Source organism: Nostoc sp. JL23, assembly GCF_017115065.1.
Lineage (GTDB): Bacteria > Cyanobacteriota > Cyanobacteriia > Cyanobacteriales > Nostocaceae > Nostoc > Nostoc punctiforme_A.
This window is the reverse complement of sequence record NZ_JABXKN010000048.1, coordinates 120,492-146,778: the sequence shown is the minus strand read 5'-3', so window position 1 is coordinate 146,778 and position 26,287 is coordinate 120,492. Positions and strand designations below refer to the sequence as shown.

Genomic DNA, 26,287 nt, shown 5'->3' with positions numbered 1-26,287 from the left:
ATTTGTTTTCTAATAACAAGTTGTTCAACATGAAAGTGAAATTTCAGCAGCAATCTGAATTTGGTCATTTAAAACAGCCTCAATATCTTCTTCAGTAGTTAATGGATTAGCAATTACTGCACGCATGGCAATTACAGGAATTTCTTTGTCCAAACTGATAATTGTTTTTGTTGTTCGTGAGATAAAAGTACGACCGATATGGCGCTGCATTTTTTGTAAACATTCATTACAATCATTGATAATTTGATTATCTGTTTCTGTTAACTGTGTGTTGGCAATCAGCCCTCTAAATTGCTCTGGAATATAGCGATAGATTAACAGATTAGTATCAGGTTCTGCCAACAATTCAAATTCAGGCATCGCCGAAATCCGAGCAGCCATATATTGAGTTTTGCGGATTCCTTCATCAATCAAAAACTCATATCCCTTAAGCCCAATCAGTTTTAGACCAGCGTGTAAAAATAAAGCCATGCCTGGCCGAGAACCTTCTAAAGCACGTTTCCCTAAATCAAACGATCCCTTACGCATGGTATAGCTAGCCTGTTTTTCGATTGAAGAAGCTAGATAGGGGTTGCGGAAAAAGACCATACCAATACCCATTGGCAAATACAGTTGTTTATGTCCATCAATAGTGACTGAATCAGCTTTTTCTATACCAGCAAGCTTATACCGATATTGTTCAGAAAAAATCAGTGGGCCACCCCAAGCAGCATCTACGTGAAAATGAGCATTGGCTTCTTGTGCAATCTCCGCAATATCTTTAAGGGAATCAACTCCACCTGAATCTGTCGTGCCAGCAACCCCTACAATTGCGATAATTAGTAAGTTTTGGTTACGACAGTCTATAACAGTTTGGCGCAGTGCTTGTAAGTTAACTCGATTATTACAGTCAGTAGGGATTCTCATCAAACTATGAGTACCAATGCCCATCAAATCCGCAGCTTTATCAAAAGAGTAGTGCATCAAGTCAGAGCCAATAATTACTGCTCCTTTGTAGCCATAGAAATCTAGAGCAGCTGCTAAACCTTCTTTTTCTACGCCGAGAAATCCATCTTTGGGTCCTAGTGAAGCATTTCGCGCGCACCAAAGTGCTGAGATATTCGCCACTGTTCCACCAGAAACTAAGATTCCTAGTGTACTGAGGTTGTTTTGAATATGTTGAGTGTAGAAACCGTCAGAAAAATTATAAATCTGTCGATGCAACATAGCCAAAGCCTCACGTTCACAGAAGGTGAGGGCTTTAGCTGTCTCTATTTTGACGGCGTTTTGATTCATTGCCGTCATGAGTCTAGCCAAAGGGCGTACAAAACTAGGAAGTGCCGAGGTCATGTGACCAATAAATCGTGGCGAAGATGTATGTATTGAATGAGCAACAAGATTATTGCCTATGTACTTGAGATAGCCCTCAAAGTTAGTGGGCTGAAGTGGAATTTTACTATCAGAAAACTTTTCTAGTAGTGAGTCTAAATCAATATTGGTATTAGAGTCAATATTGCTTAAAAAATCTTGAGAAATATTATCAGTTATTTCATCTATTTGTTTTTCAATAGAGTTTACCTGATTGAATGAAGCAAACATTTGCATTACTTGCTCTTCTATCTCATCATGTAATACCTGTTCAGATTCAAAAAGGTAATTCTTGTTTAGCATTTCTTGGCTGCTCGATGTCATATTGTATTTGTTGCAATAAATTTTTATAGTTCATTTTTGAAATAAGAAGGTTTTGCCTTCTTTTCTTTAAGTGTTATTAGCACTTTCTAAAATGTTCGATTTTATACGCCATTAATGTTTTAGCGATCGCCCTTATTTCTTCAATGCCTTGTTTAAACTAAACATCTTTTTGCTTTGTTGCTGCTCGATACTCTTTTCTAACTTGTTTTCGCCGCTGTACTGAAGCCGTTCTGCTCTCTGGGTGATGAACAGGTAGTAAAACAGGTGTTTCTTCGCTAGATTCCTGATTAAAATATTTAGCCAAGTGACTTATAGTCGGATATTCAAACATATCAACTAAGGTGAAATCTCGCTGAAATACTTTTTGCAACTTGCTATGAACTTGAATTAAGAGCAATGAATGACCACCAAGTTCAAAGAAATTGTCATGAATTCCCACGTCCCCAACATTCAGTATTTCTTGCCAGATACTAGCAATAGTTTTTTCTATTTCGGTTTGGGGTGGCTGATAAGCTGCTTCTAATTTAGGCCTTGCCGTACCAGGTGCAGGTAATGCTTGGCGATCAACCTTACCATTAGGTGTAAGTGGTAGTGCATCTAGCATCACGAACGCTGACGGCATCATGTAGTTAGGCAGCTTCGCCTTTAAATCCTGCCGTAATTGGGACACAACCTGAGTATTAGACATTTGCTGTAGTGGAGTATTAGCAAAATCACTCCAAGTCTGAGAGCTAGTTGTTTTTCCACTGCAAGAAGGAGCTACCATTATAGGCTTCATTTGTGATGCTACAGTGCGCTTTTTGAATACTACTTGGTATTGACCATCGACACTATCATCTGACCAGCTAATATCGACGATATAAGGTAATTCTTCACTAACAGCCCATAATTCTTCGGGATCTACGCCAGTTGTTGCTATTGCCTGAAGAGCTTGGCGTACCTCACCAACATTTGTCAAGCCTTTGGGCTTTTTGAGTAATTCTACAGCTTTTATATCTGGCAAGACACGAGCATTAGGCACATTAACAATTCCTAAAATATCCGGCTCAGTCTCTATAAGTAATTGGCGGACAGATGCAAGCGTCAGCTTTGCTTGCTGCCAATCTAACCATGAAATATCTACTGGAGGATTGTCATGTTCTACATGGATAATCACATCGTATCGGAATTTAGTCAACTCATTATGAAAGTGCCCGCGTTCCAGATGAACTTCTACATGACTAATCTTGGGCAGATGCTGTTTTAAGGCGATAAAAAACGCCGCATCGATCACTAACTGTTTCTCTGCAAATATTTGCTTTTGCACAAGTTGCTGTAAATTTTCTACAGAGAGAGAGGCTGGTGCTTTATGTAGTTGAACAGAGGTGTGAAAAGCTTCTAGTAAGCTAAAATTGCGAACATCTCCTAAAAATATAAAGCCTCCAGGCTCTACTACATTTACAGCACCTTCCAACACCTTTAATAAGTAGTCAACACTTGGAAAATATTGGGCTACTGAGACTATAAAGACAGCATCGAAAGTATCTGCACTTATACCTGTGAAGTCATCTGCTCCTTTCTGGATAAAGCTCACTCCTGACAGGTTTTGCCCTAAGTTGTTTAATTGTTGCTGGAGAATGTTTAGAGCATTTTGCGAGATATCAGTTGCACAGTATTGTGTGCAATGAGGAGCAAAGCGTAAAAGCATTAGACCGCTACCACCACAACCAATTTCTAGGATGTGGGTTGGTTGTAAAGCTGAAATCCGCTCAACTGTTTGATCCATCCATTCACGTACTTCTTGATCAGGGAGATGCAAGCCTGTATAGCTACTTTCCCAGCCCTTGATATAAAAACCTGACTGTTGTTCTGAGTCTAACTCGTTGTAGAGGCTATCAAAAACTGCTTGCCACTGCGAGGCTTGTTGAGTGTTCAAATCAACTGCTGATGTCTGCTCTTTTACAACATCAGATGTATTAGCAACTACATAAGCCACTAACTGCTCGTAGTCTGACACATCTTTCCTAGAAATCACTGTTGCTTCCATAACAGATGGATGTTCGTTGATGAGTGCTTCTATTTCTCCTAGCTCAATACGGAAGCCCCTAATTTTTACTTGGTTGTCAATACGATCGCTAAATTCAAGTTGACCATCGCTGCGGTAGCGTACCCGATCGCCTGTTTTATAAAGACGAGAACCTGGGCGATCGCTAAAAGGATTTGGTATAAACTTCTCAGATGTTAACTCTGGTTGGTGCAGATAGCCTCTGGCTACGCCAATTCCGCCAATGTGCAATTCGCCCCAAACACCGATGGGAACTGGTTGTAAATCAGTATTTAACACATAGGTTTGCATATTAGCGATCGCTCTGCCAATCGGCACTTCCCCTTCTACAGTTGTCAGGTCGCAAACTGTAGCAACTACTGTGGTTTCTGTTGGCCCGTAGCTATTAATCAAACGTATGCCTGATTCTACTTGCTGTTGCCAAATGTTAAGTTTATCTGGTAAAGCTTTTTCGCCACCAATAATAACTAGGCGCAGTGATTCTGGTAACTTTAATGCTGATGTTGCCAGTTCTGAAGTTATCTGATGCCAAAAAGCAGTAGGTATATCTAAAACCGATATGCAATGCTGTTGGCATTTTTCATTGAAAGCTTTGATCGAAACCAACATTTCATCAGTTCGCAATACCAAAGTCGCACCGTGTAGCAAACAAGGAAAAATTTCTTCACAAGCGGCATCAAAGCTGATGGAGGCAAATTGCAAGATCCGGTCTTGTGCTTGTAGTTGGTATTCTGCGATCGCTGCTTGGACAAAGTTTACCAAAGATTGATGTTGGATAGTGACACCTTTGGGTGTGCCAGTAGAGCCTGATGTATAAATCACATAGACTAAATTTGCAGGGGTGGTTTGATTTACAGGGTTTTGTTTGATTGCTGATGATCCGGCTTGCCAATTAATATCGTCATCGAAGCAGATGACTTTTGCTGTATGCGGTGGCATCTGTGCCAGTAGGTACTGTTGTGTAAGTAATACTGTCAGTGGAGCATCATTTAGCAGCAGTGCCAATCGCGCCTGCGGATAGGTTGGATCAATCGGTACGTAGGCTCCCCCAGCTTTGAGGATGGCTAATAGTCCAATGATCATCTCGATTGATCGCTCTAGACAAATTCCGACTAATACTTCTGGTTTTACTCCTAAAGTTTGTAAATAATGTGCTAGTTGATTGGCTCTGGCGTTGAGTTCGCAGTAGCTCAACTGTTGGTCTTCAAACACCACTGCGATCGCATCGGGTGTACGTTCTACTTGAGCCTCGAATAATTCATGGATGCATTGATCTTGAGAATATTCCACCTGAGTCTGATTCCACTCCACAAGTAACTGATGTCGCTCATGTTCTGTTAAGAGCGATAACTCACCAAGACGTTGCTGTGGATTGGTGGACATACCCTCTAGCAAAGTTTGTAAATGTCCTAGCATTCGGGTGATTGTGTCATTGTCGAAGCGATCGCTATCATCGCAAGTAATATTGAGCAACAACTCCTCACCTAGATTCACACTTAGGGTTATCGGATAGTTAGTCTTTTCAAAGCTATGAAATTCCTCTATCTGCAAATTGATATCCCTCTGCCGTAAGGAAGGATCTACAGCATAGTTCTCAAAAACTACTATACTCTCGAACAGAGATACACCTTTGGGAACTTCGCTCCATTCTTGGACTTTCACTAATGGACAATACTCGTATTGCCGTGCTTCAACTAGTTGATCTTTGATTTTATGAAGCCAAGGCAAAAGAAATTCTTGGGATGATACTTGTACTCTAATCGGTAACGTGTTGATAAACAACCCTACCATAGATTCGGCTTTAGCTAAAGTATGGGGACGACCAGAAGTTACTGCCCCAAAAACTACGTCTTTTTGGCCACTGTAGCAGCTCAATAGCAAAGCCCAAGCTCCTTGTACAAGGGTGTTCAGTGTTAATTGATGTTGCTTTGCTACAGACTGCAATGCTGCTGTTGTTACTACAGAAAGTTTAACTTCTCGCTCGTCATAGCCATCTGTTTGAGTCAGTAATTTTCTAGCTCGTTGATTCACCGATAGCTGTGTCGGAGTGGTAAAACCTTTAAGTATCTGTCGCCAGAAAGTCTCAGCTTCAGATAGGTTTTGTTGCTGTAGCCAGACAATGTAATCTCGATACGGGCGAATTGATTCTAAGTATAATTCTTGACCATTGCTCAAAGCTTTGTAACAAGCAAGGACTTCTTTAAAAACTAAGGCAACAGACCACCCATCTAACAATAGATGATGATGACTCCAGGTAAAGTTATAGGAAATGTCCGAAAGTTGAACCAGTGTTAGGCGCATCAATGGAGGCTGCTTAAGTTCAAACCCACTGGAGCGATCGCTTTGCAAGAAAAGTTCTAACTTTTGTTGTTGTTCTTCTGGGGAAAGATCCTGCCAATTATACTCCTGCCACGGTAAAGCCACCTGTCGATGCACAATTTGTACTGGTTCTTTTAAGCCTTCCCAAACGAAGCAGGTTCGGAGAATGGAATGTCGTTCTATAATATGCTGCCATGCCCGATGGAATGCTGTAATGTTGAGCTTTCCGTGGATAGTCCAGCTAAATTGTTCAAAATAGATGCCAGATTTAGGAGCTGCAAGGCTATGGAACAGAATGCCCTGCTGCATGGGCGAGAGGGGATAAAAATTTTCAATGTTTTTGTTTTGCACACCCATGTTAGATATCCCCCATAGCTGCTGTAATGGCATCGAGATCGGTTTGATCCCATTGGCTTTGCTGAAAATCTGCGAAATCGGAAGGGGTAAAACCACCTGCATTGGGAGATAGGCAATGAGCAATCAGCGATCGCAGTTCCTCAATAAAGCTTTGAGCAAGTACTTCAATCGTGGTTTGTCGATGCAACTTATTACTGTAAGACCAACTCATTTCCAGATGTCCCTGATAAATACCACCGTTAATTTCTAATAAGTGAGTTCGTTTACTTTGCAAACTGCGAGTGGAACCACTCGATTCCTTCGCGAAGCTAAATAAAGATGATTCTGGTAAAACTTGATCGAACTGTCCTAAATAGTTGAAAGCAACTTCAGCCTTTGATGAGGAAAATTTTTCAGCTATTTCCTTATCCTGACAAAGATAGCGGAGTAATCCATAGCCAATACCTCGATTCGGAATTGCTCGTAGCTGCTCTTTTATCGACTTCAAGACTTTTCCTTGCTCGTTGGCATTTTCCAACTTTAGGTGTACTGGGAAAAGAGTTGTGAACCAACCGATAGTCCTCGATAAATCCACATCCTCAAAGATTTCTTCTCGCCCATGCCCTTCCAAGTCAATTAGTAGAGAATTTTCTCCCGTCCACTGGTTAAACGTTAGTATCAGTGCTGTTAACAAGACATCATTAATTTGTGTCTGGTAAGCTGCTGGCACTTGTTGCAGCAAACTTTGGGTTTCTTCTACGGACAGCGATACTGATACGATAGAAGTGGTTTCTTCTATATTATTTCCATCAAGAAAATCTCTTGGTATAGACGAAACTGATTGACATTGTGTCGTCAACCAAAAGTCTATTTCTGAAAGTAGTGCTGAAGATTGTGTATATTTTTGGAGATGGCTAGACCATTGTTTGTAAGAAGTTGTTTTGGGTGGCAACTTAATTACTTTGCCTTGACTAATTTGCTGGTAAGCTGTTTGAAAATCTTCAATTAAAATTCGCCAAGAGACACCATCAACAGCTAAGTGGTGAATAATCCAAAGCAAGCGGTTGGGTTGATTGTCGCCCAAGTTGAAAAGCGCAACCTGGAATAACGGCCCTTGTGACAGATTTAAGCTGGCTTGCAGTTTAGTTGCTGCTGCTTCTATTGCTGGCGATTGTCGGTCTTTTGGCAGTGCTGAGAAATCAAAGCATGTCAGTGGTATGACATCATCAGGACTAACAATAAGTGCTTCAGTACTAAATTCCTCTTGTATAAATCGTAAACGTAGTACATCATGATGTATTTGTAGAAACTTGATAATTTTCTCTAAAACTACAGGGTCAATATTCTGCTTGCTTTCTAAGAATACAGCTTGATTCCAGTGCTGTGGTTCTGGTTGCTTTTGTGCAAAAAACCAGTGCTGAATAGGTATTAGCTCTAGCGCTCCAGTTAAAACTCCTTGTTCAGCTTGAATTTTCTGAGTTGTACCAATTACTGTCGCTAATTGGGCAATAGTTTGGTACTGAAACATCTGTTTAGGAGTTAGGTGCAGCCCTGTTTGGTTGGCTTTGGATATTACTTGAAGGCTAAGAATCGAATCCCCACCTAATCCAAAAAAGTTGTCGTTTATACTTATATTTTTCAGACCTAATACTTCTGTCCAGATTCCAGCCAACTGCTTTTCAACGGTTGTCTGCGGTGCTACTAGTTCTTTGTCTTCAGGTCTAGCTGTATCAGGTGTAGGTAGTGCCTTACGGTCAACCTTACCATTAGGTGTTAGTGGTAGTGCTGATAATATGACAAAAGCTGCTGGCACCATATAGCTTGGCAACTTCGCTTCTAAAAAACTCCTTAGTTCAGAAATTGTCAGTGTTTGCTCTATTTGTGGAACTACATAGGCAACTATTTGTTGAGAATCTACCTGTGAAAAATGAACCGCAACTACAGCTTCTTGGACTGCTGGGTATTCAAGAATAACTGCTTCAATTTCTAACAGTTCAATCCGAAAACCACGGACTTTTACTTGATAGTCAACGCGACCAATATATTCGATCTCTCCATTGGGCAGATAGCGTGCCTGATCTCCAGTTTTATATAACCGTTCCCCTGGAAAGTTTGCGTAAGGATTGGGAATAAATTTCTCCGCGGTCAGTTCCGCTTTGTTTAGATAACCACGGGCTAAACCTGCACCTCCGATATACAACATCCCTGCTACACCTACAGGAACAGGTTGTAAATTTTGATCTAACAAATAAATCTGGGTGTTGTGAATTGGACGACCGATAGGTGGAGTGTTGCTGGTATCCTTGTGTATCCAGGCAAAGGTTGAATAAGTTGTATCTTCTGAAGGCCCATATAGATTAAATACCTTTTGTATATTATCCTGCTGATAAAGTTGTTGTACAAGTTTATTATGAAGTGGTTCACCTGCAACATTCACAATCTGCACTGACACTGGAATTCCATCAGTTCTTAATAATTGTGAAATTACACTTGGGACAGTATTAATTAAGGTTACATCTAAGGCTGCTGACGAAGTTGGTAACAATAATGCGTTCTCGATTAAAATCACTTTGCCACCACAACACAGAGGAACAAACACCTCGAATACCGAAAGATCGAAGCAAATTGAGGTTGATGCCAAAACTCCTTGGATAGCTTCTATCGCAAAGGTTTTCTTTGCCCAATCCAACATTGCAACTGTGCTTGCGTGTTGAATCATTACACCTTTTGGTCTGCCTGTTGAACCAGAGGTATAGATAACATAAGCTAGGTTATCAGTTGTGACAACAGATAATAAATTTTCCTGGGTTTGTTGGGCGATTGTCTGCCAATCGGCATCTAAACAAACTACTTTAGCTTTGTGTTGCGGTATCGCCTCAAGAAGCGACTCTTGAGTTAGCAATACTGGGGCTTGAGTATCTTCTAGTATAAATGCAATGCGTTCTTGCGGATAGCTGGGGTCTAATGGTATATATGCACCACCTGCTTTCAAGATGGCTAACAGCCCAATTATCATCTCGAGCGATCGCTCTACACAAATCCCAACTAATACTTCTGGTTTTACTCCTAAAGTTTGCAAATAGTGCGCTAGCTGATTCGCTCTGGTGTTTAATTCCCGATAGCTCAACTGTTGGTCTGCAAACACCACTGCTATAGAATCAGGTGTGCGTTCTACTTGAGCCTCGAATAACTGATGGATGCATTGATCTTGAGGATAATTAACCTGAGTGTCATTCCACTCCACTAGCAATTGACGTTTCTCTGCTTCTGTTAGCAGTGATAATTCTGATAGTCGTAGTTCTGGATTGGCAATAATCTCTTTAAGTAATGTCTGGAAATGTCCAGCCATCCGCTTAATAGTACTTGACTCGAATAAATCTGTATTAAACTCTAGGTTAGCAAAAAGTTTTTGTGGTGTTTCTGTGATCTCTAGGGTCAAATCAAACTTGGCGCTACCATTATCAATTGTCAAAGGACTTATAGTCAAACCAGGCAACTCGAAAACTGACATTGGTGTATTCTGAAGCACAAACATTACTTGAAATACTGGCGTGTAGCTCAAGTTTCGTTGTGGTTGCAGTTCTTCTACTAGCTGCTCAAAAGGTAAATCTTGATGGGCGTAAGCTCCTAATAGCTTTGTTCGCACACAAGTTAGTAGATCCTCAAAGGTAGGATTACCTGCCAAATTAGTTCGCAGCGCAATTGTATTGGCAAAAAAACCAATTAATCCTTCTAACTCTGTGCGATCGCGGTTAGCAATGGGCGAGCCGACTACAATATCTTCACTACCCGTATAACGCCATAGTAGTATTTGAAAGGCTGCCAGCAGGGTCATAAATAAGGTACTTCCATGCTGCTGGCTCAATTTATTTAAGGCTACATATAAATCATCAGATAACTCAAATGAATAGCTGGCACCCTGAAAGCTGCTAACGGCAGGTCGTGGGTAATCAGTGGGTAACTCTAATAATTTTGGTGCGCCTTCTAACTGGTTTTTCCAATAAGATATTTGTGATTGTAGTAGTTCTCCTTGTAGCCGTTGTCGCTGCCAAGCTGCAAAGTCTACATACTGTATTGGCAGTTCTGAAAGCAAAGAAGGCTGCCCTTTCGAGAAGGCTTCGTAAAGTACTGCGACTTCTTGAGTCAGTACTCCCATTGACCATCCGTCAGAGATAATATGGTGCATTGTGAACACTAGAATGTGTTCTGTTTCTTTGAGACGCAGCAAACTAGCTCGCAGTAATGGAGCTTGGCTCAAATTAAAGGGTTGCTGAATTTCTTGTATAACTAACTTTTTAACTTCAGCTTCTTGCTCAACCTCAGATAATTCATCCAAATTGATGGTAGGTAAATTCAAGCTTAAAGTAGGAATAATTACCTGAACAGGTTTTTCTTCCATCGTTGCGAAAGTAGTTCGCAAAACTTCGTGGCGTCGCACTATTTCATTCAGGGTTTGCAATAATGCAGCTTGATTCAGAGAACCTGTAAGACGCAAAGCTGCCGATATGTGATTAGCAAAGTTACCAGGTTGTAATTGGTCTATAAACCAAAGTCGTTGTTGACCAAAAGACATTGGAAAATTCTGAAGCTGGCTAACCTTTTCTTGAAGTAGTTTTGCTAACAATTCACGTTTTTTTGCTGTTGAAACATCATTAATTATCTCGTGATTACTGGTCATTGTTCAGTTCCCTTTTCTGCTAACACCTTATTAAGCAGTAACTCTACTTCTTGGTCTGAAAGTTGATCGAGCTTTGCCAACACCTGTTGCTCATTACTTTGCTCGATTCTTGGAATCATGTTGATACTATACCTTTCTCCCAAACTTCGGGTCTGTTCAACTATCAATGCTTGATCGATGATAGTGGGTGCTTCAAAAAAGCTATGCAAAGACAGGTTTACTTGAAACTCTTGACGCAATCGAGAGAGAAGTTGAGTAGCTAATAGAGAATGTCCTCCCAAATCAAAAAAGCTATCATGAATACCTATTTGATTAATTCCCAGTATCTGTTGCCAGATTTGAGCAATAGTTACTTCAATTTCATTATTAGGTGCAACATAATCATTACCTAGATTTGGGCGAGGATGGTTTGCTTGGGAAATATTACCTGAAGCTGAGTTATCTTCCAGAAGTTTTAATCCTTCTTCCAGAAAATTGAGATAATGATTCTCCTTAATTACATCTGAGAAATTTTTTGTTGACACAACAACGTGAGGTAAGGCACTTCCCAAAATGCGATCAAAAGCATCAGCGCCTTCTTGAGGCATTATTGCTTCTTTTAATTCTTCTGCAACTATATCTTCAGCTAAATATTTAAGATTATCTGGTAGAATAATCTCCGTTCCCATACCTACTTCTTGCCAAGTATCCCAGTCGATTGATATTGTTAATCGTCCAGATTTAGAAACTTGATTATTATATGCATATACATCAAGAAATGCATTAGCCGCGCAATAATCTACCTGTCCAAATTCACCCAATATAGAACTTTGGGATGAACAAAGTACCAAGAAATCTAGATTAATATTCTGAAAAACTTGCTCTAGTAATATCGTTCCTCTAACTTTTGGTGCGAGTACCTTGCTTGCTATATCCTGGGTTTTAAGTTGGATGACACCGCCACCAGCAATACCAGCTGCGTGGATAACACCATTAATCACACCAAATTTTTCTATTGACTGAGCAATCACAGCCTGCATTTGTTCGGAATTAGTCACATCCGCGCTGATTACCAAAACTTCTGCACCAAGAGCCTCTAATACTTGGACTTTACAAATTATCCGGCTAACCCTATCTTGTTGATCATGAGTTGCCAACCATTCTTGCCAATTATCTTTTTCGGGAATACTCTTTCGTCCAACTAGGACTAATCTAGCCTGCACTTTCTTTGCTAGATGTTCTGCTAATACTAAACCAATACCGCCTAGTCCACCAGTAATTAAGTAAACCCCTCCCTCCTTTAACTTAGTTTTATCAGCTATGCTCTGTTCCAAATGCACAGGCTCGAAGGATTGAATCCAGCGATGATAACCACGGTAGGCAACTATGTCATCTGTTTGATCTGCTGTAAATTCTGCGATCAGATTGTCTAAAACATTTTGTCCTGGTGGGGTTTTTAAAGAATTGACTACTATATCAATATTACGGCAATATATGTTTGAATATTCCTTGGGAATTACCTTACATGGCCCTAATACAGTTGCTTTAGAAGGGCATAATTTTTCCTCGCCAGTTACATCATATAAATTACTGGTGACGACCATCAGCTTCAAAGAATTGCTAATATCTTGTTTTCCTAAGGCCTGTGCTAAAAAAAGTAGACTCCAGAAACCGAGATGCTGACAATCTTCAAAAAATTGATGTTGTGTTTGTTCGTCTAGCTCTTGAGAGTGTAGAGTATCGTTGGGAGTAACGCCCCAAAAATGGGCAATCCCCTGGGCAGTCCAATTCTGCTCTCGTAGTGTTTGAAGCAAGATATCATAATCATCTCTCTGTTGGGGATTAATTGTATATGTACAGTCACTAAGTTTCGCAAAATTATCTGCGACTTTGACGGTAATCACATCCTGACCTTGTTGTTTGAGTCTTTCTGCAATTTCTGATCCAACTCCATAGGTATCGACAAAAACTAGCCAACATAACTTTTGTTCTACCAGCTTTTGTTTTTGGAAAACCTCAAGCGGTGTAGATTCTCTCCAACGAGGAATGTAGAACCAGTCAGCAATATCTGGCTTCTTATCTAAGGTTTTTGACGACTTCATTGCCAGAAGTGCATTTCTATTTACCTCCAACCAGTAACGCTTGCGCTCAAAAGGATAAGTAGGTAAGGGTAGACGATGACGCTTTTCATCTACGTAAAAACCACACCAATCAATGTGAACTCCTACTGCCCAAAGTCTACCCAAGGTGTTGAGTAAAAATGCTACATCTGATTGTTGCTCTTGAGGATGTCGTATAGCGGTTAGGGCTATCAGTTCATCTGTTTGATGTTGTTTAGCCAAACTACTCAGTGTCCGTCCCGGGCCAATCTCCAACAGTATTTGCTCTGGCTGTTTGAGTAACTCTGTTACACCTTGGCTAAAACGCACTGGCTGCCTTAAATGCCTCGCCCAATAGTTAGGGTCTGTCGCTTCTGCTACGGTAATCCAAGTTCCGCTAACATTGGACACAAAAGGAATTTTCGGGGGATTGAGTTTTATTTTTTGTAACGACCAGGTGAAAGCTTCAATGATGGGTTCCATCATTTGAGAATGAAAGGCGTGGGAAGTATCCAAATGTCTACAGTTTACACCCATTTGTTGTAGCTTCTGTTGCAATTGGTCTATCGCTTCTGTCGAACCAGACACCACGCAGGAAGAAGGTGCATTGCTTGCAGCCAGAGAGATTTCCTTTTCTAGCAGTTGTTCTATCTCTTGTTCTGGAAGCTGAACCGAGAGCATAGCACCGCTAGGCAACTGCTGCATTAGTTTTCCGCGAGTAGCTACTATTGCCAAGGCATCTTCCAAAGAGAAAACTCCAGCCACAGTGGCAGCTACATACTCTCCTATACCGTGACCAATCATAGTCTCAGGACGCACGCCCCAGGTCATCAACAACTTGGCTAGAGCATATTCAAGCACAAACAAAGCTGGTTGAATAATTGCTGTTTGCTGCAACTTTTGTGCTGCTTCTTGAGTTTTTTCTGCAAAGGGGTAGAAAATTGTACGTAGGTCTACTTCTAAGTGAGGTACGAGCAGCTCGCAGCAGTAATCAACTTGCTCTCTAAATACGGTTTCACTCTCGTATAATTCCCGACCCATGTTTACATACTGCGAACCTTGTCCAGAAAACATAAACACAATCGAGCGATTACAAGGTTCTTGGTAATGGGTGAAAGCCATTTGAGGGTCTTGCAGCGCCTTGATTGCATCTCCTTGGTCTTGGCAAACTACCATTCGGCGATGGTTCAAAGTCCAGCGGCCCACTTGCAAAGTATGAGCAACATCAGCGAGATTGAAATCTGGATGTTCTTGGAGATAATTAGCCAGATTTTCTGTAGCAGTTTCCAGTGCTGTATTTGTTTTAGCTGAAAGTAATAATAACTGCCAAGACCGAGAAGGGCTAGAGGGTTTAATTATAGTCGCTTCTTCTAAAATTACATGGGCATTTGTCCCACCAAAACCAAAAGCACTAACTCCAGCACGACGAGGGGCGTCATTGCTTTTCCACTCAGACAATGTGTTGTTAACGTAAAAAGGACTGTTAGCAAAATCTATCTGGGGATTAGGTTCTTTAAAGTTTAAGCTAGGTGGTATCTGTTTATGCTTGAGCGCTAAAACGGTTTTGATTAGACTTGCAACACCAGCAGCTTCGTCCAAATGTCCAATATTGGTTTTCAAAGAACCGATCGCACAAAAGCCCTTTTCCTGAGTTTTGCTGCGGAAAGCTTGTGTTAAAGCAGCAATTTCAATGGGATCGCCTAGAGCGGTTGCAGTCCCGTGAGCCTCTATATAGGTAATTGTTTCGGGTTCCACCTCAGCCATAATCTGAGCCGCTCTAATCACCTTTGCCTGACCATCAACGCTGGGTGCAGTGTAGCTAACTTTGCTTGCTCCATCATTATTAATGGCGGAACCTTTGATGACTGCATGGATGCAGTCTCCATCTGCGATCGCCTCCTCTAAACGCTTTAAAACTACAACACCTAAACCCCTTCCTCTCGGACATCCCTTGGCCTTGACATCAAAAGCACGGCAATGTCCATCAGGAGATGAAGTCCCATCTTGCTGATATACATAACCGACTGCTTCTGATATTGAGACTCCAGCCGCCAAAGCAACATCACACTCGCCACTAAGCAAACCTTGGCAGGCTAAATGTAAAGCAACTAATGAACTTGAGCAGGTAGTTTGAACTGCATAACTTGGCCCCTGCAAGTTTAATTTATAAGAAGCAAATGTAACGGAAGCTCCAGAGGTTCCTTTTTCTATTTGTTGTTCACCAAGAGATTCTACAATTTCATAATTTGAATAAATATTACGTAAATAACCGCCAAAACTAGTACCAACATAAACTCCAATCGGCTGATTGTAAGCTTCGGAACTATAACCAGCATTTTCAAGTGCTGTCCATGCATGTTCCAAAAACAAACGCAGTCCGGGGTCCATAATTTCAGCTTCTCTGGGATTTATACCGAAGAATGAAGCATCAAACAAATCTATACCTTCAACTACACCCTCGGCCCTGACATAATAAGGGTTTGTCAGGTCGGCAGAATCTACACCTAAATCTTTTAGCTCTTGAGCGGTAAAATAATGAATCAACTCTACTCCGTCTCGGATATTTTGCCAAAATCGCTCAATATTTTGAGATTTGGGAAAACAGCCACTCATCCCAATAATAGCTATTTCTAAGCCTGTTTTGTCACTTAAAGAATCAACTGAGTTAGACATGATTTTTATCCTTTTAATTAATCTTCTATTCGTTTTTAAATAATTTGTTGTTTCTTTCGTAATCGGCTTTGTTTTAATCTAGCTTTACCAGCTTCTAGATTTTCATTTATTTGATTACTTTCAGATGCAAATACTTCATCACTATTATCTTTTTGAGTTAAATACTGTGATAAAGAATTTATAGTCGGATATTTAAAAAGGTCAGTTATAGCTAAATCCGCTTTCAAAAGTTCTCGTACTTTGCTATAAACCTGAAGTACATTTAACGAATGACCACCAAGTTCAAAAAAGTTATCTTTAATGCCAACTTTCTCCACTTTAAGTACTTTTTGCCAAATATCAGCAACCGTCCGCTCGATCTCATTTCGCGGTGATACGTAAGCTGTTTCTAGTTCTGGGCGAAGATTATCTGGTTTAGGCAGAGCTTTACGGTCTACTTTACCGCTTGGTGCTAGCGGTAGATTTTTCAGTACTACAAAGGCAGAAGGAATCATGTGGTCAGGTAATTTTCCCTTCAAGAAGCTACGGAGTTCGCTAATACTAGGAACTACTTCTGTCTTCGCAACCACATAGGCAACTAATTGCACGTTATCTGCTTGCTCCTGTTGAACCACAACTACATTTTCACGTACATTCGGGTGCTGACCTAAAAACGTCTCAATTTCTCCAAGTTCAACCCGGAAACCACGAATCTTCACTTGATGGTCAATACGTCCAAGGAATTCGATGTTCCCATCAGTCAGCCACCTTCCTAAATCTCCAGTCTTATAAATTAAATCTTTGCGATTACCAGGTAGGCTGTTTATGGTATCTGTAAACGGGTTAGGAACAAAGCTTAAATTGGTTTTTTCTTCGTTTTTCCAATACCCATCACCTACACCAATTCCCGATACACAGATTTCTCCAGGAACACCAATGGGTAATAGCTGCATTTCTTCATCTAGAATGTAGAGATTTAAGTTTGCTAATGGTTTACCAATTGGAACTGTTCGCTGATTTTCTGGCAAAGGCTTGTTAACGATAAACTGGGTGATATCATCAGCAGCTTCGGTAGGGCCATAAGCATTAGCAATTCTGATATGGGGGTATATCTCAAGCCACTTATTTACCCATTTAACCGATACAGATTCACCCGATAATATCATCCATTTTAAATCTGGTAATACCCGTTCATGGTTTGGTAATTGGGAAGTATATTCAAGTAACCCTCCAAATAATGTTGGTACTAATTCAACAACAGTAATTTGTTCTGATTTAAGTACTGCAAATAATTGTTCGGGAATCGCAACAGTTTCGATATCTACAATTATAGTCTTTCCGCCAATTAAAAGTGGTGCCAAAAATTGCCATACAGAAATATCTGTTGAAGAAGGAGCGCTTTGGAGAAAACAAAATTCCGACCTTAACTCCAACTCATCAAATTGAGCATAAATATGATTTATTGCACCATCATGTCTAATAATTGCCCCTTTAGATAATCCTGTAGAGCCTGAAGTATAAAGCATATAAGCTGGGGTGACAGCATCATTCAGATGTTCTAAATTGTCATGAGCTAGCTGGTCAAAATCACACTTGCTATATATTTTAAGCTCTGTTTTATTAGCCCCTAGTTTAGTCTTATTCAAGACATCATCTAAACAAACAATAGATGATAATTGTGAATCATCTTCTACCAAGTCTGATAAGGAATTTAATAGCGAATAATCTGTTAGTATAAATTTAAGTTCGCTATTAGATAGCATATATTTAATTCGATTTGGTGGATAAGTACTGTCAATCGGTATATATGCCCCACCCGCCTTGTAGATAGCAAGAATAGCAACCAGGAAATTGATATCGCGAGCTTTAAAAATGCCTACAAAGTCTCCTTTAGAAACACCTATTTTTCGCAGTAATCTAGCTATTCGATTAGCTTTTATATTTATTTCTTGATAGGTTAATTTAGTGGATTGATGAACGACAGCTATCTTGTTTGGAGTTTGATATACCTGATTTTCAAATAATTTATTTATTGTCTGATCGACGGGATATTCTTTAGTCTTATTGTTATATTTTTTCAACAACTGATGTTTATCAAATTCTTTCAAAAATAGAATATCTGATATTCTATTATTCAAGTTATTGATAATACTCTCAAGACCATTACTATAATACCTAATCATCAATTTTATATTTTCATCTTTAAACAGATGTTCTTTATACTCAACATTGGCAATAATACCTTCACCATTAACTGAAAAAGAAATTGTTATGTCATTATTAAGTTGATTTAAATCTTTTTTACTATGAATATTTTCTAATAAAACTACTATGTCAAAAAATGCACAACGATTAGGGCTTGTTGGTAGCTCTAACAACTTAATTAACTCATTAAAATTAGAGTTCTGATTGTTGAAAGCACTGATAATTGCATCTTTGACTTCAAAAGTAAAATCTTTGAATGAAAGTTGACGTGTTACCTGAGTACGCAAGGGAATGACTTTGCTATTTATGCAACTTGTACCATTTTCTTCATATATAGGTATTCCAATAATAACATCATTATTTCGAGTATATTTTTGTAGCAATATATTCAATGCAGACACTAGTATCAAGTACGTTGAAAAATAAGAACCTTTTGCTAGCTTAATGATTGCTTTAGATAAGTCATTTGATAAGTCAAAGCTAAGAGATTTGTTTTTATCACTAGGAAATAAAGGTCTTATATAGTCCAGCATTAAATTTGTTTCTGGTAGTTCTCCTGATAACTTATTTATCCAATAAATTTTTTGAGATAATAAGTCATTTGAGTGTGATTTTGTACTCATATTGTTTTCCTGATAACAAACTACTTGCTGAATTATGAATATTAGTATGCCAATTTAATTTGACATGCAGTCATTAAAAGCTTCTTTGATAATTAAACAACCTTTTTCTAAGGTAGACATATCAATTACCAAAGGTGGCAAAATCTTAATTACAGTATCATTTCTACCTGCGCATTCAACTATTAATCCTAGCTCAAAACAACGTGATGTTATACTTTTAGCAAAAATATTGCCGCCAAAATTTTTCAAATCAATACCCCAAATCATACCAATTCCACGTATTTCTATCTTTTCACTAATTGGTGCTATTTGTTGAGTAAGAAAGTTTTTCAAAAAAAGTTCTTTGGCTTTGACATCCTGTTGGAGATTGCTACTTTCTCTATACTCTAGAGCTGCTGTTGCTCCTATAAATGCCAATTGATTACCCCGAAAAGTACCATTATGCTCACCCGGTTCCCATATATCCAATTCTGGTTTAATCAATAACAGTGACATTGGAAACCCGTACCCACTAATAGATTTAGAAAGTACTACCATATCAGGAACAATATCTGCTCTTTCAAAGGAAAAGAAAGAGCCTGTTCGACCACAGCCGACCTGAATATCATCGCAGATTAATAAAATATCATTCTCGTCACATAACCTTCTTAGTCTTTGCATCCACTCAATGGGAGCTACAACAACCCCACCTTCAGCTTGCACTGTTTCAAAGATTATTGCTGCTGGTTTTTCAATTCCGGAGTTGACATCATTTAAAACAGAATTTATATATTCTATTGTGTCAAAACTTTCCATGAATCCATAAGGATAAGGCATAAAATTTACATTACTTGATGTACCAATTGCGCCTGCTCTAATTCCGATGTTGCCACTAATTGATAGGCTGCCTAAAGTCATTCCATGATATGCTCCCATGAAGGAGAATATGCCTGTTATTCGTTTTACTTTTCTCGCTAATTTTAAAGCAGCTTCAACTGCGTTTGTTCCTGTTGGCCCACAAAATTGAATGCGATAATCTAGTTTTGTTGAACTTAGTACCACCTCATCAAACTTGGCTAAAAATTTCTCCTTAGCCGAAGTATACATATCCAAACCATGTGTTATTCCATCGGCATCTAAATATGAGATTACCTTTTCTTTGATATAGTCGTGATTATGTCCATAATTTAAAGCACCTGCTCCTGCTAAAAAATCAATATATTCTTCACCTGATTCAGAATAAATTATAGAACCTTTAGCTCTATGAAAGATGGCAGTAAAATTGCGGCAATAGCTTCTGACGTTTGATTCACGCTTTTCAAATATATTCATGACTTTTTTATTTGAATTACAAAATACATTAATGAATCTGGGATTGCTGAATTTGGGGTTTTCCTTTAAAAGACTCTTCGGGTCTATAGGAGCGATCGCTAAAAGCCAAAAACCCCTTCGTCTTCTCTAATTACAAATAAATCAAGATCAAAATCCTGGAAATGAAATTTGGTATTTTTTTGTTAACTTTGATTTTTTAAGCTTTATCTAGCCATTTAATTGGTGGAAACAAAATCAAAATCCAATGACATTTCTGTTTCTAACATTGATAATTTAATATGGGGCTTTTGTTCGGTAAGCAACAATAAATCCTGAAGACGTACTTGAGGATTCGTCACTATGCCTTCGAGCAATATTTTTAAATGCTCTAATATATTAATAATTGTTGCACCATCAAAGCGGCGAAAATCATAATTAATTCCAATCGTCAGTTCTGCACCAGGATACCCAACTATAGTTAGAGGATAGTTAGTTTTGTAATATTCAGTTTTCTCAGAGATGTTTAGACTCCCCCATTCTTCCAGAAATTTACCTGTTTTTTGGTTCTCGAACACCACTATGCTCTCAAACAAGGTTACATTACCCCGAACTTCGCTGCACTTTTGAATATCTACCAATGGATAATATTCATATTCACGAATATCTATTAACTGATTTTGCAATTGCTGAAGCCAAGGTAATAAATACTCATGCATATTTACCTTGATGTTTACTGGTAAGGTATTAACCATTTCCCCTACCATTGACTCCGAACCCTCTAAATCTACTGGACGACCAGAAGTAGTACAGCCATAGACTACATCATTTTTGCCACTGTAGTGATACAGAAGTATAGCCCAAGCTCCCTGAACGAGGGTACTCATAGTGAGGTGATGCTGTCTTGCTAATAAATATAGATTCTTTGTCGTTGCTTCCGATAGACTGATTTTTATATCCTCGTACCGTTGTTCTAAATGAGACAAGTTGTTTGACTCTAAATTCCTTAAAGGAGTAGCCTCTTTGACTCCATGAAGATGCTGTCGCCAGAACTCCTCTGCTTTTGATGAATCCTGCTGTTTGAGCCATTTGATATAATCTTGAAAGCAACTGCCATCTGCTAAGGATGCATCTTCACCCTGACAATAAGCTTCATAAATTTCAATCACATCATTTAATACCAATGGATATGACCAACCATCAAGAACGATCAGGCTGCTACTCCAAACAAGATAGTAAGCGTGTTCTTGAATCTGGATGATGGCCACACGCATTAGAGGTGCTTGGGAAAAATCAAAACGCCGCAGGCGATCGCTGTTGAGAAAAGACTGTAAACGCTCTTGCTGTTCTAATGGATTGATTTCCTGCCAGTCTTGATATTCTACAGGTACTTCTACTTGCCGATGCACAACTTGTAGTGGTTTATCCAATTCTTCCCAATAGAAGCTAGTACGCAACATTGTGTGTCGGGTTGCTACTTGCTGCCAAGCATATTCAAAAGCCGCAAGGTTCAAATTGCCACTAAAGGTGTAGACAGACTGTGCATGGTATAGCTCCATTTCCGGAGCGTGCAAACTGTGAAAAAGCATACCATGCTGTATCGGAGATAGTGGATATATATCTTGGATATCTTCTTTCATCTTGTTTTATTTTTACTCCCTCGGTTGATTTTCTCTAAAAACCGATCAAGGTCTTGTTGAATCAAGTCTGCTTCTGGAAAATCAGAAGGTGTATATCCTCTGTCTTCAGGGGATTGACAATGAGTCATGAGTACTTGCAATGCTTCTAAAAACTCTTGCGCTAATCGTTCGATAGTACTTCGTCGATGTATTTTTTCGCTGTACGCCCAATTCACTCTCAACTGGTTATCAATTACCAAAGCATTGATATTTAGCGTATAAGTCTCCTGGTTCCCCGAACTGCGCGTTTGTCCTTGGGAGTTCTGAGAGATTCTAAATATTGATGAGTCTGAAAATGTTTGATCGAACTGACCTAAGTAATTGAAGACGACCTCAGCTTGGGGAAGCGATCGCAGTGCCTCTACTCTTGTAGTATCATGACTTAGGTAACGTAGTACACCATAGCCCATTCCCTTATTTGGAATGCCCCGCAGCTGCTCTTTTACCACTTTCAACGCCTCTACGGGATCAGACGTTTTTCCTAAATCTAATAGTACAGGAAAAATAGAGGTTAACCACCCCAATGTGCGTGAAAAATCTACATCATCGAAAATTTCTTCCCGCCCATGACCTTCCAGAGCCAACAACAGAGAACTATTGCCAGTCCATTGAGAAAAAGCCTGTACTAGTGCCGTGAGCAAAATATCGTTAATTTGCGTATTGTAAGCTTTTGGTACTTCTTTTAGCAAGGCTTGAGTCTGTTCCACAGTCAGAAAAATTGAGATGTTCCGAACTTGCTCCACAGTATTGTCGCCGTCAGAAAAATCGACTGGTAAAGGAGCAATCTCCTGCCAAGACGGACTCAGCCAATAGTCCCATTCTTGCTGGAGGATAGCTGATTGTGCATATTCCTGTAAGCATTGCGACCAATATTTAAAAGAGGTTGTCTTTGCTGGCAGTTGCGCTTTCTTGCCTTGACTTAACTGTTGGTATACTGTTTCTAAATCCTCCAGTAAAATCCGCCAAGAAACCCCATCTACGGCTAAATGGTGAATGACTATCAGCAAATGGCTTGGTTGCTGCCCTAAGTCGAACAGAGCAACTCGGATCAATGGGCCTGTTGAGAGATTAAGACTCGCTTGTAATTTGGTAGCAGCTGTTTCGATGGCTAGTTCTTGTTCGCTTGCTGATAGGGCAGAGAAATCCAAGTGTATCCAGGGTACTTCTGCATCAGGGCTGGCTATAACCTGCTGCCAGCTAGACTCTGTTTGTTCAAAGCGTAAGCGGAGAGCATCATGGTGTAACAGCAGTTGCTGTACGGATTTTTCTAATACAGCTAGGTCAAGAACTTGTTTAACTTCTAGTAAGACTGCTTGGTTCCAGTGGTGGGGTTCGAGTAGATTCTGTTCAAAAAACCAGTATTGTATTGGTGTCAGAGAAGCTAAACCTGTAATCAGTCCTTGTTCAGCTTGTTTTACCTTTTTCGCAACTGCTACACTTGCCAAACCAGCAACTGTTTGATGTTGAAATAACTGTTTAACTGCCAGTTTTAGACCAGCCTGGTTGGCTCTGGTGATAACTACAATGGCAAGGATGGAATCACCACCTAACTCAAAAAAGTTATCGAAAATACCCACTTTATCCACACCAAGCACTTCTGTCCAAATTTCAGCCAGCTTGGCTTCTACGAAATTACGAGGTGCTACTAGCTCTTTGCCTAATTCAGGTCTTGCTGTATCAGGTACAGGTAGTGCCTTGCGATCAACCTTGCCATTAGGTGTTAATGGTAACGCTTCTAGGCTGACAAAAGCAGATGGTACCATGTAGGGTGGCAACTTTGACTCTAAGAAGCTACGTAGTTCAGGAATTGCCAGTGTTTGCTCTTTTTGAGGAACTACATAGGCGACTAAACGTTTAGAATTTACCGATTCTTCGCTGACTACAACTACAGTTTCTTTTACTGCTGGATATTGGTTGATGGCTACTTCAATTTCGCCGAGTTCAATGCGAAAACCGCGTATTTTTACTTGGTGATCGATACGTCCAAGGTACTCGATATTACCATCTGCTAAATAACGAGCCAGATCCCCGCTCTTGTATAGGCGTGCGCCCGGCTTGTTGCTGAAAGGATCGGAAACAAACTTAGCTAAAGTCAGATCAATATTATTGATATACCCTCGTCCGACTCCTTCACCACCAACATATAGTTCGCCGACCATACCCACCGGCAAAGGCTTGAGCTTTTCATCTAATATGTATACTTTGGCATTATAGATCGGCTTCCCAATCGGTACTAATTTTTCTAGCCATTGTTCGGGTTGAGCAACCCGATAAGCGGCACAGATATCTGTACACTCGGTCGGGCCGTAAGTGTTGACAATTTGTGTTTTGCAGGGAACAGAGTCGAGCCATACCTTGAGCCTAGAGATTGAAATCGGTTCACCACCCAAAAATACATACTTCAACGTCTTCTTCATACACAAGCTTTTATCACCTTGATCTATCAATGGATAAAAGGCGCTTGGAGTGCAGTTGAGCCACGTCACTTGTTTGTTACAAACGGACTCAGCAATTTGTGCAGCGTCATAGCATCCAGATGATAAAAGGTGCAACTCACCTCCCACGAGTAAAGGAGCATAAATATTCTTCTGCGTCAAATCAAAACTCAAAGAAGATAACAGTAAAACACGGTCATTGCAGGTAAAATCGAATTCCGTCACAAACCAATTCATCAGGTTTGCAAAGCTTCGCTGATAGACTCCTGCACCCTTGGGTTTACCTGTTGACCCAGAGGTGTAGATCACATACATTAAATTGTCTGGTGTGACACCACTGACTTGATTTTCTCGGCTTTGTTGGGCAATGGTTTCGCAATCTGCGTCGAAACAAATCACATCCCCTTTGTACTTCGATAACCGCTCTGCTAGCCGTTTATGAGTCAACAAAACGAATATGTCGGCATTCTCTAGCATGAAGGCCAAACGTTCCGGTGGGTACATCGGATCTAGCGGTACATAAGCACCACCCGCTTTGAGGATTGCTAATAGTCCGATGACCATATCGAGCGATCGCTCTACACAAATCCCCACCAGCACCTCTGGCTTTACTCCTAAAGCTTGCAAATAATGAGCTAGTTGATTTGCTCTGGTGTTGAGTTCACAGTAGGTCAACTGTTGATCTTCAAATACTACTGCTATAGAATCAGGTGTGCGTTCTACTTGCGCTTCAAATAACTGATGGATGCATAGCTGTTGAGAATACTCAACTTCTGTATTATTCCACTCCCGCAGCAATTGATGCCGTTCAGAATCAATTAACAGTGGTAACTCCGACAAATGTTGCTGTGGATTAGCAACAACTCCTTCAAGCAAGGTTTGCAAATGACCTGCCATTCGGTGTATCGTCTTTTCTTCAAATAAATCAGTATTGTATTCTAAGCTTCCAACTAGTCCCTCCTCTGTTTCTGTCATTTGTAGGGTTAAATCAAACTTGGCACTATCACTATTGCTTTCTAAGGGAGTTAAAGTCAAACCAGGCAACTCTAACGCAGACATCGGTGCATTCTGAAGCACAAACATCACTTGAAATAATGGTGTATAGCTTAAGTCTCGCTGTGGTTGCAGTTGCTCAACTAACAACTCAAAAGGCAAATCCTGATGTGCATAAGCTCCTAACGCTACTTCCCGTACCCTTTTTAGTAGCTCTTCAAAGCTGGGATTTCCTGCCAGGTTAGTTCTCAATGCCAAGGTGTTGACAAAAAATCCAATTAACCCTTCTATCTCTGTTCGGTTGCGGTTAGCGATCGGTGAACCGATCACAATATCTTCCTTACCCGTATAACGCCATAGCAGTGTTTGGAAACCTGCTAACAGGATCATAAATAAAGTACTTCCCTGCTGCTGACTTAATTTATTTAGGGATGCGGATAATTCTTTTGATAACTTAAATAAGTAGGTTGCACCCCGGAAAGTCTGAATTGCTGGTCTTGGGTGGTCTGTAGGTAACTCTAATACTTTTGGTGCGTTCTCTAAGTGCTTAAGCCAATAAGATATCTGAGTTTCGAGTACTTCTCCTTGCAGCCATTGTCTTTGCCAAACCGCGAAGTCTACATACTGTATTGGTAGTGCAGGTAACGGCGAGGGTTGTCCATTACAGAAGGCTTGATAAAGCGTCGCCAATTCGCGCACCATAACACCTATCGACCAACCGTCAGAGACAATGTGGTGCATTGTCAGTAATAATATATGTTCTTGTTTACTAAGTCTCAACAGCTTTGCTCTCAGTAACAAGTCGCTGTTGAGATCAAAAGGTTTTTGTGCTTCTTGAGAAGCCTGTTGTTTGACTTCAGCTTCTTGTTGATTTAAAGGTAGCTCACTAATATCAAATATTGGTAATATTAAGGGCACCGTTTCAGAAATGACAGATATTGCTTGCCCTTCTCTTGTTTGGAAATTGCTTCGCAACGCTTCATGGCGACTGATAATTTCGTTGAAACTTTGTTGCAATGCTCCTAGATCCAATTGTCCCTGTAAACGAACAGCACCAGGGATGTTGTAGAAAGGACTGTTTGGCTCTAACTGGGCCAAAAACCATAAGCGTTGTTGAGCAAAGGATAGGGGAGCAGGACTTATTTGGGAACGTCTTGGAATAACTTCTAATTGAAAGTCAGAGTGAATTTCACCTTGTAACCGCTTTTTGAGAAACTCTTGCTGCACGAGTGAAAGCTTTGACCGTCGTTTTGAAATTTCATCTTTTTTTTTGTCCATAATCTTCCC

General features: G+C 40.0%; 8 protein-coding genes. All 8 read right to left on the bottom strand.

Going from position 1 to position 26,287, the window contains the following annotated elements; genetic code table 11:
* Nucleotides 1–24: 24 nt before the first annotated feature.
* The 8 genes from panP to HWQ42_RS10040 all read right to left on the bottom strand — a co-directional run bounded on the left by panP (nt 25) and on the right by HWQ42_RS10040 (nt 26,278).
* Nucleotides 25–1,671, bottom strand: a complete 1,647-nt coding sequence (panP, locus tag HWQ42_RS10075) for a pyridoxal-dependent aspartate 1-decarboxylase PanP (RefSeq protein ID WP_292811479.1) — start codon at nt 1,669–1,671, stop codon at nt 25–27.
* Between the two features lie 157 nt (nt 1,672–1,828).
* Nucleotides 1,829–6,391, bottom strand: a complete 4,563-nt coding sequence (locus HWQ42_RS10070; protein ID WP_292811477.1) for a non-ribosomal peptide synthetase — start codon at nt 6,389–6,391, stop codon at nt 1,829–1,831.
* 1 nt (nt 6,392) lies between these two features.
* Nucleotides 6,393–11,048 (bottom strand): non-ribosomal peptide synthetase, encoded by a 4,656-nt coding sequence (locus HWQ42_RS10065; protein ID WP_292811475.1) that lies wholly within the window; start codon nt 11,046–11,048, stop codon nt 6,393–6,395.
* On the bottom strand, nt 11,045–15,799 hold the full coding sequence (locus HWQ42_RS10060) for a type I polyketide synthase (protein WP_292811473.1): 4,755 nt from the start codon (nt 15,797–15,799) through the stop codon (nt 11,045–11,047). The genes HWQ42_RS10065 and HWQ42_RS10060 overlap by 4 nt, the downstream gene beginning before the upstream one ends.
* Before the next feature lie 35 nt (nt 15,800–15,834).
* Nucleotides 15,835–18,606 (bottom strand): amino acid adenylation domain-containing protein, encoded by a 2,772-nt coding sequence (locus HWQ42_RS10055; RefSeq protein ID WP_292811471.1) that lies wholly within the window; start codon nt 18,604–18,606, stop codon nt 15,835–15,837.
* Between the two features lie 54 nt (nt 18,607–18,660).
* Entirely contained in the window at nt 18,661–19,917 is a 1,257-nt protein-coding gene (ectB, locus tag HWQ42_RS10050) for a diaminobutyrate--2-oxoglutarate transaminase (protein ID WP_292811469.1), read from the bottom strand.
* Nucleotides 19,918–20,132: 215 nt separating this feature from the next.
* Nucleotides 20,133–21,533: a condensation domain-containing protein gene (locus HWQ42_RS10045; RefSeq protein WP_292811466.1), complete on the bottom strand. Its 1,401-nt coding sequence runs from the start codon at nt 21,531–21,533 to the stop codon at nt 20,133–20,135.
* Nucleotides 21,530–26,278: a non-ribosomal peptide synthetase gene (locus HWQ42_RS10040; protein ID WP_292811464.1), complete on the bottom strand. Its 4,749-nt coding sequence runs from the start codon at nt 26,276–26,278 to the stop codon at nt 21,530–21,532. The genes HWQ42_RS10045 and HWQ42_RS10040 overlap by 4 nt, the downstream gene beginning before the upstream one ends.
* Nucleotides 26,279–26,287 lie beyond the last annotated feature (9 nt).